The 14,291-nt window shown below is 63.7% G+C and carries 11 protein-coding genes and 1 tRNA gene; 6 read left to right on the top strand and 6 right to left on the bottom strand.

From position 1 onward, the window contains the following. Window positions 1–12: 12 nt before the first annotated feature. The gene (locus QO014_RS24100; protein WP_266351328.1) at window positions 13–1,479 is read right to left on the bottom strand and encodes an L-fucose/L-arabinose isomerase family protein; all 1,467 of its coding nucleotides are present in this window, start codon (window positions 1,477–1,479) and stop codon (window positions 13–15) included. Between the two features lie 277 nt (window positions 1,480–1,756). Here QO014_RS24100 and QO014_RS24095 point away from each other — a divergent pair, with 277 nt between their 5' ends. The 6 genes from QO014_RS24095 (at window position 1,757) to QO014_RS24070 (ending at window position 7,461) form a co-directional block, all read left to right on the top strand. Next, complete coding sequence (locus QO014_RS24095; RefSeq protein ID WP_266351327.1) at window positions 1,757–2,434, top strand: DUF2291 family protein; 678 nt, start codon at window positions 1,757–1,759, stop codon at window positions 2,432–2,434. Further along, window positions 2,431–3,996 (top strand): sugar ABC transporter ATP-binding protein, encoded by a 1,566-nt coding sequence (locus QO014_RS24090; RefSeq protein ID WP_266351326.1) that lies wholly within the window; start codon window positions 2,431–2,433, stop codon window positions 3,994–3,996. Before QO014_RS24095 ends, QO014_RS24090 begins: the two co-directional genes overlap by 4 nt. Then, window positions 3,989–5,041, top strand: a complete 1,053-nt coding sequence (locus QO014_RS24085; protein ID WP_266351325.1) for an ABC transporter permease — start codon at window positions 3,989–3,991, stop codon at window positions 5,039–5,041. The genes QO014_RS24090 and QO014_RS24085 overlap by 8 nt, the downstream gene beginning before the upstream one ends. Continuing rightward, on the top strand, window positions 5,025–5,957 hold the full coding sequence (locus QO014_RS24080) for a DeoR/GlpR family DNA-binding transcription regulator (protein ID WP_266351324.1): 933 nt from the start codon (window positions 5,025–5,027) through the stop codon (window positions 5,955–5,957). The genes QO014_RS24085 and QO014_RS24080 overlap by 17 nt, the downstream gene beginning before the upstream one ends. A 172-nt stretch (window positions 5,958–6,129) precedes the next feature. Continuing rightward, on the top strand, window positions 6,130–7,077 hold the full coding sequence (locus QO014_RS24075) for a D-ribose ABC transporter substrate-binding protein (protein WP_370877208.1): 948 nt from the start codon (window positions 6,130–6,132) through the stop codon (window positions 7,075–7,077). A 309-nt stretch (window positions 7,078–7,386) separates the two neighbouring features. Then, a tRNA-Gly gene (locus QO014_RS24070) sits at window positions 7,387–7,461 on the top strand. 187 nt (window positions 7,462–7,648) lie between these two features. Here the strand turns inward: QO014_RS24070 and QO014_RS24065 are convergent. The 5 genes from QO014_RS24065 to QO014_RS24045 form a co-directional block, all read right to left on the bottom strand. Further along, window positions 7,649–8,632: an ABC transporter permease gene (locus QO014_RS24065; protein WP_266351323.1), complete on the bottom strand. Its 984-nt coding sequence runs from the start codon at window positions 8,630–8,632 to the stop codon at window positions 7,649–7,651. After that, window positions 8,629–10,158 (bottom strand): sugar ABC transporter ATP-binding protein, encoded by a 1,530-nt coding sequence (locus QO014_RS24060; RefSeq protein ID WP_266351322.1) that lies wholly within the window; start codon window positions 10,156–10,158, stop codon window positions 8,629–8,631. Before QO014_RS24060 ends, QO014_RS24065 begins: the two co-directional genes overlap by 4 nt. A gap of 130 nt (window positions 10,159–10,288) precedes the next feature. Continuing rightward, window positions 10,289–11,281 carry a sugar ABC transporter substrate-binding protein gene (locus tag QO014_RS24055; protein ID WP_266351321.1) on the bottom strand — a complete coding sequence of 331 codons (993 nt, stop codon included), beginning with the start codon at window positions 11,279–11,281 and terminating at the stop codon, window positions 10,289–10,291. Between the two features lie 101 nt (window positions 11,282–11,382). Beyond that, window positions 11,383–12,615 carry a metal-dependent hydrolase family protein gene (locus QO014_RS24050; protein ID WP_266351320.1) on the bottom strand — a complete coding sequence of 411 codons (1,233 nt, stop codon included), beginning with the start codon at window positions 12,613–12,615 and terminating at the stop codon, window positions 11,383–11,385. Beyond that, on the bottom strand, window positions 12,612–14,291 hold the full coding sequence (locus tag QO014_RS24045) for a hydantoinase B/oxoprolinase family protein (protein ID WP_266351319.1): 1,680 nt from the start codon (window positions 14,289–14,291) through the stop codon (window positions 12,612–12,614). Before QO014_RS24045 ends, QO014_RS24050 begins: the two co-directional genes overlap by 4 nt.

Raw genomic sequence — 14,291 nt, 5'->3', positions numbered from 1 at the left:
AAGGTTGGGGCCTTATCGGAAGAAGGGCTGGGCGCCGGAGAAGCGCGGCGCCGCCTCATGGCGATAGATCGGCCAGCCGAGATAGCGGTCGATCGCCTCGGTCACGATCGCTGCATGCTCGCCGCGCACCATCGCGACGTGATGCTCGAAGCCGTTGCGCGCCACGAAGCCCATGAGATCGCGAAGCCGCGGCACCTCGGTCACCGCGATGCCGCCATCCATCGGGAACGGATCATCCGTGAAGGCGCCCTCGCCGACATAGGCCTTGATCGTCCCGCGCCGATCATCCGTCGAGACGCGGAAGAAGGTCATCGGGCCGGCCCTGACCTTGCCCTTGACGGCGCCGAAGCACTTTTCACGGCCGATCGTCTCGCCGAGCACGTCGAGCTCGGAGATTTCGGGACGGTCGCCGATGAAGCTCTTTGGGAAATTGCCGCAATGCGTGCAGACGCATTTGTCGGCCTCGTAACCGTAATTATTGTTCCAGTCGAGGATGGCCGGCGGAGCGCCGGAGGCGAGCGCCAGCGCATACATCGAGATCGCGCCCATGACGTCGACCTCGCACGCGCTCGGCATCAGCTTCTCGCTCAGCATGCTCATGGTCAGGCAGGTCGCGCAGCCATAATTGTCCTGCAGGCTGCGCCAGCACTGGATCGAGGAGGCATCGCATTCGTTCTCGTCGATCCAGCGATCGACGGCGATCGACCACTTGGCCTGCTTCATGATGTTGGCGCGGTCGATATGACCGGGAATCGTGCCATAGGCGAAGATGTCGTCGAGCTTGGCCTTCACGTCGGGCGCGTCGTCACCGATCGCCCGCGCGCTGCCCATGATCTCCGAGAGATCGACGGTCACGACCGTGATGCCGGACGATTGAAGCAGCTTCTCGCTGAAGCGCATGGTCTGGAACGCGCCGGTGCGGGCGCCGATCGCGCCGATGCGGGCGTTGCGGAGGCCACGAACGGTGCGGCAGGTCCTGGCGAAGCGATCGAGATCGCCACGGAATTCCTCGCCCCAGACATCGGAGGTGTGGCTGGTCGTGTCGGTGAAGGCGACGTCGTACTGGTAGAAATTATTCGTCACCGACAGCTTGCCACAGAAGGCGTCGCGCCGGCTCTTGACGTCGACCTTGTCGGTTTCGTCATTGCTGGCCTGGAGCAGGATCGGCAGGTTGAGCCGCGTCATGTTGACGAGTTCGGCCACCGCGATCTCGTCGCCGAAATTCGGCAGGCAGATCACCAGCCCGTCGAGCACGTCGCGTTTCTCGCGGAAGAACTCGGCATAGAGGCGCGCATCCTCGCGCGACTGGACGGCGCCGTTCACGGTCGCCTCGAAAGGCGGGATGCAATAGTCGATGCCGAGCGCATCGAGCTGCGCCGTCAGTTCGTCGCGCGCCGCCTTGCACGGTGCGCCGTTGAAGAACGCGCGCGACCCGATGACCAGGCCCAGCGTCACCTTTGCACGAAACCTCGATCCCATCCCGAACCTCCCCTTCCGTCTAGCCGGCGCTTCGACGTCGCCGCTCGATACCCGCTCTATAGCACCGCACGCCGGCCGTCGCTATCGATCACTATCGTTATTTCTCGTTTTCTTTCGTATTATCTCGAATATCGACACTCGCACCACGGAATCAGCGGCAGGGCCGATTGACATGCCCGGCGAGGCCGTGCCATCCAAAATGAAACGAAAATAAAAGGCAATTGCCGAAAACGGCTTGCGCGCCGCCTTTGAGGAAGGGTGGTTGGGAGGAGGAAGAATGTCGTATCTGTCGCGGCCGTCGAGGCCGTGTACCCTGCCCCGCGCCCTGATCGTCGTGGCCCTGATCGCCACGGGCGGCCTTTCCGGCTGCAAGATCCTGCCGATCCAGACCGAGGCTGAAAAGGCGAGCGCGAAGGCCCAGAAATTCGACGCGAAGAACTTCGCCGACACGCTCTGGACGTCGAAGGGCCACCAGGAACTGCTCGGCCGGGCCGTCGATCTCGCGACGCTCCTGCCGGCGCTCGACGAGAGCTTCGATACGGCCGGTCAGAAATACGGCCTGAAGGCCGCTGGTGAAGGTTCGCCGACGGCGTTCGTCGTCAAGGGCGAGGGTCGGGTCACGAAGGTCGACACCGCCTCCCGCGCGGGAACCGCCACGCTCTCCATCGCGACGCCGAAAGGCAACCGCGAGGCAACATTGCAGACGGGACCTATCGTCAAGGGCAATGCCATTCGCGATAATCTGCCCGATGCGAGCTTCGGCAAATTCACCAACCAGATCGAATATGCGCAGGCGGGCCGCGCGCTGAACGAGGCCGCCCTGGCGACCGCCAAGCCCGGTTTCGGGGCGCTTGTCGAAGGCGCGAACGTGACCTTCACCGGCGCCATCACGCTCAACAAGCCCGACGACGCTCTCCTCGTCATGCCCATCGCCGTCGCCGGAGCGGGCCAATGACCGTACCGGATTCCGTCGCACCGATCCTGAGCGCCGAAAAGATCTCCAAGATATTCCCCGGCACGACAGCGCTCGCCGATGTCGATTTCCACGTCTATCCCAATGCGGTCAACGTGCTGATCGGCGAGAACGGCGCCGGAAAATCCACATTGATGAAGATCCTCTCGGGCGTAGAGCGCCCCACGTCCGGGCGGATCGTCATGGAGGGACGCGAGGTTACTTTCGCGTCCGTGCGCGATGCTGCCTCGAAGGGCATCGGCATCGTCTTCCAGGAACTGAATCTCTGCCCGAATTTGAGCATCGCCGAGAACATCTTTCTCGGCCATCCGCTGACGCGCGGCGGCTTCCATCTCGACCTGGCGCGCCAGAGGAGCCGGGCGCGCGCATTGCTGCAGCGGCTGGAACATGACCTCGACCCGGACACCAAGGTCGGCGACCTGCGCATCGGCCAGCAGCAGATCGTCGAGATTGCCAAGGCGCTATCGGAAGATGTCCGCATCCTGATCATGGATGAACCGACCTCGGCGCTGAGCGTTTCCGAAGTCGAGGTGCTGTTCCGCGTCATCGATGAACTGAAACGCTCCGGTGTCGCCATCGTCTATATCTCGCACCGGCTGGAAGAGCTGGTCCGGATTGGCGATTTCGTCACGGTTCTGCGCGACGGACGACTGCAGGCTTCCGCCCGCATGGACGAGATCGACGTCTCCTGGATCATCCGCCAGATGCTCGGCACCTCGGAACTCGCGGCCCGGCGCCCCGTGCAGGCCCGGGCGGGCCGAGAAATCCTCAGGATCGAGGATGTCTGCCTGCCGCGCATCGGCGGCGGCATGACCGTCGATCATGTCTCGCTCTCGATTCATGCCGGCGAAATCGTTGGTATCTATGGGCTTTTGGGTGCCGGGCGATCCGAGCTCTTCGAATGCCTGTTCGGCGCGCGGCCCGATGCGAGCGGGACCATCGTGCTCGACGGCCTCGACATTTCAGGCCTTTCGATCAACCAGCGCATCGCCAAAGGCCTGTTCCTGACGCCGGAGGACCGTCAGCGCGACGGGCTGGTCCAGAACCTCTCGGTCGGCCGCAATATGAGCCTTTCGAGCCTTGGCCGCTTCACCCGTTTCGGCCGGATCACCACCGCCCGGGAGGGCGACGAGGTCGCGCGAATCTCGCGTGAGCTTCAGGTCAAGGCGCCCTCGCCCCATACGATGATCACCTCGCTCTCCGGCGGCAACCAGCAGAAGGTCGTCATCGGCAAGAGTTTGATGACCTCGCCCAAGGTGTTGCTGCTCGACGAACCGAGCCGCGGCATCGACATCGGCGCCAAGGCCGAGATCTTCCGCGTCATGCGCGAACTGGCCGAACAGGGCCTCGGCATCATCTTCGCGACGTCGGATCTGAAGGAAGTCGCCATCGCCGACCGGATTCTGGTGATGTCATCCGGGCGGATCACGCTCGACGCCAGCAGCAACGACGCCACGGACGAGCTTCTCGTCTCCGCTTCGGTGGTCGGCCACACAGCGCATGCGAACAACGCATCGACCAGCAAGGGATCCCATCATGGTTGACCACGCCGCCATCCGCGACGTCGCACATCGCAATGGGCCGTCGACGACGCTCCTGCTCATCCTCAGGCTCCGCACCTTTATCGCCCTTGCCCTGGTCGTCGCCTTTTTCGGCCTGATGGCACCGAACTTCATGTCGGTCGCCAACCTCGTCATCGTCTCCAAGCATGTCGCGATCAATGCGCTGCTCGCCATCGGCATGACCTATGTCATCCTGACGGGCGGCATCGATCTGTCAGTCGGCTCGATCGTGGGGCTGACCGGCATGATCGCCGGCGCGCTCATCACCTATGGCATTCCCCTCCCCTTCCTCGGCGTGGTGGTCTGGCCTAACGTACTGGAAACAATGGCGATCGTGCTGGTGGTCGGCGCCATCATCGGCGCCTTCAACGGGGTCCTGATCACGCAGCTCAACGTTGCCCCCTTCATCGCCACGCTGGGCACGCTCTATGTGGCGCGCGGCGCGGCGCTGCTGCTTTCCAACGGCGCCACCTTCCCCAATCTCGTCGGCAAGCCCGAACTCGGCAATGAAGGCTTCCCGATCCTTGGCGCCGGAACACTCTTCGGCATTCCGCTCTCGATCGTCATCCTCGTGGTGGTCGCACTGATCGCGGCCTATGTCGCCGCGCGCACGCCATTCGGGCGCCGCGTCTATGCCGTTGGCGGCAATGAGCGGGCGGCGGCGCTCTCGGGCGTCTATGTCAACCGCGTCAAGCTCGCGGTCTATGTCATATCGGGCTTCTGCGCGGCGATCGCCGGCCTCATCGTCTCCTCGCAGCTCGTCGCCTCGCATCCGGCGAGCGGCGAGAGCTTCGAATTGAACGCGATCGCAGCCGCGGTCCTCGGCGGCACATCCCTTTCCGGCGGACGCGGCACGATCGGCGGCACCATTGTCGGTGCCTTCGTGATCGGGGTGCTCAGCGACGGACTGGTGATGATGGGTGTTAGCGAATTCTGGCAAATGGTCATAAAAGGACTTGTGATCGTTTCGGCGGTCGTCCTCGACCAGATGCAGCGAACCCTGTCGCGGCGTGCCCGACTGGAGTAGCGACTGGCGCGAGATCGTCGCCGCCAACTCCGATATGGGGATATTGATGCAGCACAGTGCCGGGGCCCGCTCGTCGAGCAGAAAGCGGATCAAGCAGGCAGCGAAGCCCGAGAGCGACGAGGCTGAAGCCGCCCCGAGTCCGCTCAGCGGTCTGCTCGCCGAACCACGACGCATGCGCATCCTCGCCTGGCTGCAGGAAGAAGGCAGCGCCCGGGTCAAGGATCTGAGCCAGGCTTTCAGCGTCTCCGAGGCGACGATCCGGCAGGACCTCGAGCGCCTCGATTCGGAAGGCCACATCGTGCGCGAGCATGGCGGCGCCTATCTGAAATCGGTGCCGCGCCAGGTCCAGGCCATGGCGCTGCAGCACCTCGTCAACATGGACGCGAAGCGCAAGATAGGCCGCGCCGCCGCCGCCCTTGTCGGAAACGGCGAAACCATCATCCTCGATGCCGGCTCGACGACGACGGAAATCGCTTCGAATCTCGTCACGCGACAGGACCTGACCGTCATCACCAACGGCCTCAACATCGCGCTGATGCTGGGTGCCGTGCCGTCCTTTTCCGTCCATATGCCCGGCGGGCAGTTCAAGGCACCGACGCTCTCGCTCAGCGGCGAGAAGTCGGGCGATTTCTTCCAGGACATCTTTGCCGGCAAGCTCTTCCTCGCCACCGCCGGTATCTCGTTCGAGGCCGGGCTGACCTATCCGAGCCTTGCCGACATGCATATCAAGCGCGCCATGATCAAGGCTGCCTCCAAGGTCTATGTGGTGGCCGACAGCACCAAGATCGGCGCCGTTTCCTTCTCCTCGCTCGGCAAGCTCGACATGGTGCAGACGTTCATCACCGACGAAGGCATTCGCGACGAGGATCGACTGCAATTCGAGCGCCTGGGCATCGACGTCATCATCGCTTCATAGCGAATAAGGACGAAACACTGCATCGGCCAAGAAAAACGATAGAAATCGAAAGCGTTTGAAATTGACGCTCAGCGTTTGATGTGCAAATCTCCAAAAACAAAAAAATTCGAAGCCAATCGACATTGGTTCGATGTGAGGCCGGCAACCGGCCCAACGAGGGAGAGCACGTCCGATGAAAAAGAGAAGCGCATTTGCCGCGGCCGCCATGGGCCTCGCCGCGGGATTGATGATGTCGGCCGCGGCCTTCGCCGCCGATGGCAAGCTGATGGTCATCATCACCCCGTCGCACGACAACCCCTTCTTCTCGCAGGAAGCGGTGGGCGCCGAGGCCCGGGCCAAGGAGCTCGGCTACGAGACGCTGGTGTTCTCGCATGACGACGACGCCAACAAGCAGAACGAGCTGTTCGATACCGCGATCGCGCGCGGCGCCGCCGCGATCGTCCTCGACAATGCCGGAGCCGACGCGACGGTCGCCGCCGTGAAGAAGGCCAAGGCGGCCGGCATTCCCTCGATCCTGATCGATCGTGAGATCAATGCGTCCGGCGAGGCCGTCGCGCAGATCGTCTCGAACAACTATCAGGGCGCGACGCTCGGTGCGCAGGAGTTCGTCAAGCGCATGGGCGAGAAGGGCAATTATGTCGAGCTGACGGGCAAGGAATCCGACACCAATGCCGGTATCCGCTCGCAGGGCTATCACGACATCATCGACCAGTATCCGGATTTGAAACTGGTGGCGCAGCAGAGCGCCAACTGGAGCCAGACCGAAGCCTTCTCGAAGATGGAATCGATCCTCCAGGCCAATCCCGACATCAAGGGCGTGATCGCCGGCAACGACACGATGGCGATGGGTGCGCTGGCCGCACTGGACGCCGCCAACCGCAAGGACGTCATCGTCGTGGGCTTCGACGGCTCGAACGATGTTCGCGATGCCATCAAGGCCGACAAGATCGCCGCGACCGTGCTGCAGCCGGCCTTCCGTCAGGCTCAATATGCGGTCGAACTCGCCGACAAATACCTGAAGGAAGGCAAGACCGGGCAGGACGAGAAAATCTCGATGGATTGCGTCCTGATCACCAAGGACAATGCCGACAAGCTCGACAATTTCGCGCTCGCGAACTGATCCTACAGGTCACCCTCCAGCGGTAAGGCGGCCCGATCTCATATCGGGCCGCCTTACCCATTTCGATTGCCCGGAGCCCCTGGCACGAATGCGCTGCGGCACGGCCACAGGATTCGTGAAAGGCAGCGCAAGACAACCACATGGCGGGCGGCAAGAAGTTGGCGAGTGAATGCCATGAGCATGATTAAGGTCGGCTGACGGCTTGCCATTCGGGGCACAGAACGGATACAAAATGTCCAACTCGGCGGCCAATCGCCGTCCGAGTTGGACTTCTGGCCAGAAATCGCAACGATTTTGACGGCCTGCGGCGCGGGTGTAGTTCAGAGGTAGAACGTCAGCTTCCCAAGCTGAATGTCGTGGGTTCGATTCCCATCGCCCGCTCCAATTTCGCGATATATTTCAACGGCTTTCCATCAAGACGCCTCGCCAGACATCAGAGAGGAACGTCGGGATTCCTGCTTGTCTCGGGTGTCCGGTCCGGGAAGCCGAGAGGCAGCCGATCGAGCTGCCATTGATCGTCCGCGGCTGGCACCTTTGACCGAGCCACCCACGTCCCCGCCCTGAACGCGGCTCAGCGCCGCTTTCGGCCGGCGCTGAGGGCTACGGCGACGACGATGATCAGGCCGGTGGTCAGGTCCTTGAAGAACGGGTTCACGTTCAGGATGTTGAAACCGTTGCCGATCAGGGCGAGGAGCAGGACGCCGGCGATCGAGCGCCAGATTGCGCCCTTGCCGCCATAGATCGACGTGCCGCCCAGGATCACCGCGGCGATCGCGTCCAGTTCCATGCCAAGGCCGGCCTGCGGCTGGCCCATCGAGATGCGTGAGACCGAAATGACGCCGGCAAGGCCGGCTGCGAAACCCGTCAGGCCGAAGGTCGCTATCTTGACCAGCTTGGTGCGCACGCCGGAGAGGATCGCCGCCTCTTCATTGCCGCCGACGGCGAAGACGCGCCGGCCGAAGGTCGTGCGGTTCAGGAGGAACATCATCGCCGCCGCAAAGACGAGGAAGACGATGACGGCGATGTTGACGATGCCGATACGGCCGCGGCCGAGCCAGGCGAATGCCTCCATGCGGACGGGAATGAGCGAGCCGCCCGTGATGAGCACGGCAATGCCGCGGAACACCATGCTGCTCGCCAGGGTCGCGAGGAATGAATGGACGTTGAAGCCGGTGATGATCAGGCCGTTGACGATGCCGAGCACCAGGCCGATGAACGGCCCCGCGATGATACCGAGCGTGGGATCGACATTGACCGCGAGCCAGGCGGCCGAGACGCTGGCGACGCCGAAGACCGCGCCGGCCGAGAGATCGAACCCGCCGCCGATGATCACGAGTGTGAGTGCGCAGGCGATGATCGCGAGCGGGGCGCTCTGGTTCAGTATGTTGAGCAGGTTGCGCTGCGTCAGGAACGAATCCGACAAGGCGGTCAGCCCGATCATCAAAAGCGCAATGATGATGAGGATGCCGTATTTCTGCAGGATCGCGAGCAGGCGCCTGCCGGCGGGAACGGTGGAGGTCGCGCCGGTGCGGGTCACGGAAGAAGTCTCGGTCATGATGTGGCTCCCGCGCGCGCGGTGTCGCCGGCGCTTCGGTCTATGTTGAAGAGGCGGAAGAGCGCATCTTCCACGGTCAGCGTGCGGCAATCGGCGGTGCCGACAATGCGGCCCTCACTCATCAGATAGCCGCGATGCGAGAGGCTGATGACTTCCTCGAGTTCGGACGAGATCAGCAGCACCGCCGCGCCGCCCCTGGCGAGCTCCACGACGAAATCATGGATGCGGCGGCGAGCCCCGATATCGACGCCACGGCTCGGTTCGTCGAGGATGACGATCTTCGGATTGCCATAGACCCATTTCGACAGCAGCACCTTCTGCTGGTTGCCGCCGGAATAGAACGCGACTTCGCCGTCGATCTGGCCCGGCACGATGTTGAAATGGCGGATCATCTCGGCCGTGCGCCGCCGCTCCTCCTTCGGGCGCAGCACACCGAAGCGAGAGACGAGGGCGAGGTGCGGCAGCGACATGTTCGGGCGCACCATCTGGACCAGGTCGAGGCCCTGCTTGCGCCGGTCTTCTGGTACGAAGCCAATGCCACGCGCGACGGAACGGCGCGGGCTGCGATCGTCATAGGGAGCGCCGGCCACCTTGACCGCGCCCGTGGCCGGATCAGCGCCGAATATGGCGCGTGCGAGCTCGCTCCGCCCACTGCCGACGAGGCCGATCAGACCCACGATCTCGCCCGGCCTTATGTCGAGCGAGACGTCCTGCAGGCCGGTATCGCTGGAAAGATGGCTGATTTCGAGAATTGGTGCGACCGAGAGAGCCGGAGGCGCGGGAAGCGGCGGGAAAGCGACGTCGGCAGGTTCGCCAAGCATTGCCTCGACCAGGCTCGCCTTGGTTTCGCCGGCAATATCGCCGCTGCGCACGATACGGCCGTCGCGCATGATCGTAACGCGATCCGCGGTCGCGAGCACATGATCGAGGAAGTGGGTGACATAGATGACCGTGCGGCCATCATCGCGCAGCCAGCGGATGACGTGGTGCAGCTTCTCCGCCTCGTCGGCCGTGAGCGAGGACGTGGGCTCGTCCATGATGATGACGCGGGAATCGCGCGCGATGGCGCGCATGATCTCGACCTTCTGCCGCTCGGCGATGCGGAGATCGGCGACGATCGTGCCCGGCTTCAGGCCGAAGCCGCATTTCTCGTCGAGGGCGCGAAAGCGTGCAGCCTCGGAGCCGCGCAGCACGCCCGCGCTATTATCCTCGATGCCGAGAAACACATTCTGCGCGACGGTCAGCTCCGGCACGAGCTGGAGTTCCTGATGGATCATGGCGATGCCGCCCTGGAGCGCGGCGCGGGGCGTCCAGTGGCCAACGGGCTTGCCGAAGACGGTGAGCGTCCCGGCATCGAACGAATAATAGCCGCCGATGATCTTGCCGAGGCTCGACTTGCCGGCACCGTTCTCGCCGATCAGCGCGTGGACCGAGCCACGGCGAAAATCGAGCGTGATGCCGTTCAGAATCTTGGCGCTGCCGAAGCTCTTCTCGATGCCGACGAGGCTGATGGCGATTTCAGGCATATTGGTCGTCTCCTCACCTGCATCATCGCAAGAAGATCCGGACAACGAGACCCGTCGTCATCCCGGCTGCCCCGGGATGACGACGCGTTCCTGTCTGTGTCTGGCGCTCTTGCCGCGAGAGCGCGTCAGATCAACCCTGCCATTCGGGCTTGTAGTCCGGATGGGCGTCCAGAACCTGCTTGGTGATGATCGGCGGCACGGTGCCGAGCGTCATCTCGTCGGTATAGGCGGGCGTCGCCTTGCCCTCGAGCGCGTCGACAACGCCGTTCAGCGCATATTCGCCTTCGCTCTGCGGCAACTGGGCGAGCGTCGCATCCCAGCGGCCGGCCTTGATCGCGTCGATCGCGATCTGGTTGGCGCCACCGCCGATCAGATAGAGCGACTTGACGTCGATACCTGCGTCCTGAAGCGCGATCTCGGCGCCGACGAGGTGCTGGTCTGCGTTGGATAGCACGACATTGATGTCCTTGTGCGCCTGCAGCACGTCCTGCATGCCGGTCATCGCCTTGTCGGGATCGTAATTGCCTTCGACGGTCGCGACGATCTCGATATTCTTGTGCTCGCCGAGCGCCTTCAGATAGGTTTCATAGCGCAGATTATCGAACGGGTAGATCTTCTGGCCGATGATGATCGCAACCTTGCAGGGCGTCTTGTCCTTGCAGAAATCGATGACGGCATCGGCCTGCGCCTTGGCGCCGATCGCCGGGTTGGAGGCGACCGTGGTGGTCAGGCCGGGGACCTGCGGCTCGAGCACGTCGAGCTTCGGCCCGATCGGAAACAGAGTGGTCGCGACCTTGACGCCGGCCTTGATCGCCTCGTCGACGGCCGTCGCGATGCCGACGGAATCGTTGGGCGTGATCACGATCGCCTGGAACTTGCCGCCGGCGACGATGTCCTCGATCTGCGAATATTGCTTGGTGGCGTCGAATTCGCCGTTGAAGATCTCGACTTCGACGCCGCGGGCCTTGGCGGCCTTCTGAACGCCGGCCCAGATCGCCTGGTTGAAGCCGTTCTGGCTGGAGGCTGCGAGATAGGCGACCTTGTAATCCGCGGCATGGACGAAGGCGGCGCTGGAAAGCAGACCGGCGAGGCCGACCGCCAACGCAAGGACTTTCGATTTCATGATCTGAACTCCGTGGTTCCCTAAGGCCTCGGGGACAATCCCCTGCCCGTTGATCTGGATGGCCGGCTGTTCAGTCCGGCTCTTCTGTTGGAGGCTTGGCCTCAATGGAGCGTGTTCTTGAAGAAGCGGCCACCGCGCATGATCGCCGCCATATGGGCGCCGTCGCCTGCTAGGCGCGTGATGTCCTTGTAGGGATCGCCGTCGATGACGAGGAGGTCCGCCGCGGCGCCCGGCGCAATCACGCCGATCTCGCCTTCCATGCGGCAGAGCCTGGCGCCGACCAGCGTCGCCGAGCGGATGATCTCGGCGTTGGGCAGCACCCGCGCCAGGATCTCGAACTCCATCGTATGGTATTTCTGCAATTCGCCGAGCAGATCGGAGCCGAACGCCATGGGCAGGCCGGCGGCCCGCATGATCTGCAGCGACCTGAGCCCGGCGGTGCGGACGGTCTCGATCTTGGCCGCCGCCTCCTTGGAAAGGCCGAAACGCTCGCCTTCGAGCGCCAGGCCTTCATAGGCGACGAGCGTCGGCACGGCGATCGCGCCGGCCTCGGCCGCGAGCCTGGCGGTTTCGGGCTCGATCAGATTGCAGTGTTCGAGCGAAAGCACGCCACATTCGACGACGCGGCGGATCGCCTTGTCGGTGTAGACATGGGCCGAGACATAGGTGCCGGCATTTTCCGCCTCCTCGACGATCGCTTTGATCTCGTCGCGGGAATATTGCAGCGAGTGGATCGGATCGGTTGGCGAGGCGACCCCGCCATTGGCCATGATCTTGATGAACTTCGCGCCCTTGCGCAGTTCCTCGCGCGCGGCCTTGCGGACATTGTCGACGCCGTCGACGATGCGGCCGAGCGTGCCGAGGCGCTCCTCCATGATGGAATCGCGATCGTCGGTCCGGGCGCGCTGGTCGCAATGACCGCCGGTCGTGGTCAGCCCCTTGCCGCTGATGATGAGGCGCGGGCCATCGACCAGCCCCTCCTCGATCGCCATGACGAGGCCGAGATCGGCGCCGCAGCAATCGCGCACCGTGGTGAAGCCGCGCTGAAGGATCGTTTCCAGGATGCGCCTGGCGCGAAGCGCAATCAGCGAGGACGGCGCCATCGTGTTCGCCCAGCCATCGACCGTCGTCGAGACGACGTGAAGATGGCAGTCGATCAGGCCCGGCATCAGCGTCCGCCCCTTGAGGTCGATCCGCGTCGCGCTGCTGGATGAAATCGGCGTGTCGGAGACCTCGACGATCCTGCCGCCCTCGACCAGCACGTCCATGCCATCGAGGAGTTCATCCTGCGCCGGATCAAGGAAACGGCCGCCTGTGAAGAGCGTCGCGCTCATCGTGCTGCCTCCGCTGCTGCGGGCTTGTAGCCGTAGATCTCGGCGGCGCGCTCGGGCGACAGATAGCCGTTGCGGACATCATCCTCGATTGCGGACCGTGCGCGCTTCTTCGGGTCGCCGACGCCACCGCCATTGCCGGTCACGACCTTGACGACATCGCCGATATTGAGCGGGATATCCGTACCGAACGAATAGCGCTCGGCCGCCCCGCCGGGGCGCAGCACCTCGACATAATTGGGCGTGCCGTCGAGACCACCATCAACGCCCCATGGCGGAATACGCGAGCGCGTATAGCCGACGGAGAGGAAGTTGTTGTCGGCGCGAACGCGGTAGTGGACGTTGATGCCCTTGCCGCCACGCCATTCGCCTTCGCCGCCCGGCGTCGGGTTGAGTGCCATCCGATCGACCGCAAGGCCGTAGCGTGCCTCGGCCACCTCGGCCGGGCAATTGAACGTGTCGCCGTGGAAACCGGAGAAGATCGCGCTGTTGCCGTCGCGGCCGACCTGCGCGCCCCAGCCACCGAGTTGCGGCTCGACGATCGTATAGTGCCGGCCATGGTCCGGATGCGGGCCACCAACCACGGTTCCGCAGATCGAGGCGAAGTTGCCGGCGGGAACGAGACCCGGCAGATGCGGCGCGAGGCAGCGCAGGATCAGATCGAAGAGCCGGATCTCGACCTCGGAATAATAACCGAGCGCTCCGGGCTCCTCGACATGGAAGATGGTGCCCGGCTGGGTGATCACCTCCAGCGGCCGGAAGAAGCCGCCATTGCCCGGCGCGGCCGTATCGGTCACCGCCTTGAAGGCGAGCTGGGCCGAGATCTCGACGCCCTCTCGGCTTGAATTCTTGGAGCCGGACTGCTTCGGATTATCGCGCAGATCGACGACGAACGCGTCGTCCCTGATCTCGATGGTGACCTTGTGGATCGCGCCGTCGTCCTGCTCTTCCTCGAAGTGGAAGACGCCCTTTGGCAGGCTGGCAAGGGCGGCGCGGGCGCGGCGCTCGCCGAGATCCATGAAATCAACCAGCGCGGCCTCGAAGGTCTCGGTGCCGTACTTCTCGACCAGTTCGAGGATGCGGCGCTCACCGATACGGACGCCGGCGATCCCCGCCCAGAGGTCGCCGCGCAGATAGTCCGGCAGGCGCGTATTCACATAGAGAATGTCGAACACCGCCTGGTTCGGCACGCCGGCATCGATCAGCTTGACTGCAGGAATGCGGACGCCTTCCTGGAAGATCGAGGTCGCATCGGATGACATCGAGCCCGGCACCATGCCGCCGACATCGTTCCAATGCGCGATATTCGAAGTCCAGGCGACAATGCGGCCGTCGGAGAAGACGGGCATAGCCAGGATCATGTCGTTCAGATGCGTGACGCCGCCCCAATAGGGATCGTTCGACGCGAAGAGATCGCCTGGACGGATCGTCTCAGGCGGATGCTTCTCGATGATACGCTTCACCGCCTTGTCGAGCACGCCGACAAAGGCCGGGATGCCCGCACCCGACGAGGCGATTTCGCCGTTCGCGTCGCAAATGCCCGTGCCGAGGTCGAGCACTTCATAGATGATGGCGCTCATCGAGGTTTTGCGCTGGGCCGCGAACATTTCGTCGGCGACCGCTTCGAGCGCGTTCTGGATGATGTCGAAAGTGACCGGATCGTGCGTGATCTCGCTCAT

Origin of the sequence: Kaistia dalseonensis (assembly GCF_030814715.1) — a bacterium.
Lineage (GTDB): Bacteria > Pseudomonadota > Alphaproteobacteria > Rhizobiales > Kaistiaceae > Kaistia > Kaistia dalseonensis.
The sequence above is the reverse complement of the archived record's forward strand: the minus strand, read 5'-3'. Positions and strand labels throughout refer to the sequence as shown.

Bases quoted from the DNA above. Each gene is read 5' to 3' on its own strand.
- QO014_RS24100 (WP_266351328.1), bottom strand. From the start codon at position 1,479: ATGGGATCGAGGTTTCGTGCAAAGGTGACGCTGGGCCTGGTCATCGGG.
- QO014_RS24095 (WP_266351327.1), top strand. From the start codon at position 1,757: ATGTCGTATCTGTCGCGGCCGTCGAGGCCGTGTACCCTGCCCCGCGCC.
- QO014_RS24090 (WP_266351326.1), top strand. From the start codon at position 2,431: ATGACCGTACCGGATTCCGTCGCACCGATCCTGAGCGCCGAAAAGATC.
- QO014_RS24085 (WP_266351325.1), top strand. From the start codon at position 3,989: ATGGTTGACCACGCCGCCATCCGCGACGTCGCACATCGCAATGGGCCG.
- QO014_RS24075 (WP_370877208.1), top strand. From the start codon at position 6,130: ATGAAAAAGAGAAGCGCATTTGCCGCGGCCGCCATGGGCCTCGCCGCG.
- QO014_RS24065 (WP_266351323.1), bottom strand. From the start codon at position 8,632: ATGACCGAGACTTCTTCCGTGACCCGCACCGGCGCGACCTCCACCGTT.
- QO014_RS24060 (WP_266351322.1), bottom strand. From the start codon at position 10,158: ATGCCTGAAATCGCCATCAGCCTCGTCGGCATCGAGAAGAGCTTCGGC.
- QO014_RS24055 (WP_266351321.1), bottom strand. From the start codon at position 11,281: ATGAAATCGAAAGTCCTTGCGTTGGCGGTCGGCCTCGCCGGTCTGCTT.
- QO014_RS24050 (WP_266351320.1), bottom strand. From the start codon at position 12,615: ATGAGCGCGACGCTCTTCACAGGCGGCCGTTTCCTTGATCCGGCGCAG.
- QO014_RS24045 (WP_266351319.1), bottom strand. From the start codon at position 14,291: ATGAGCGAGATCACGCACGATCCGGTCACTTTCGACATCATCCAGAAC.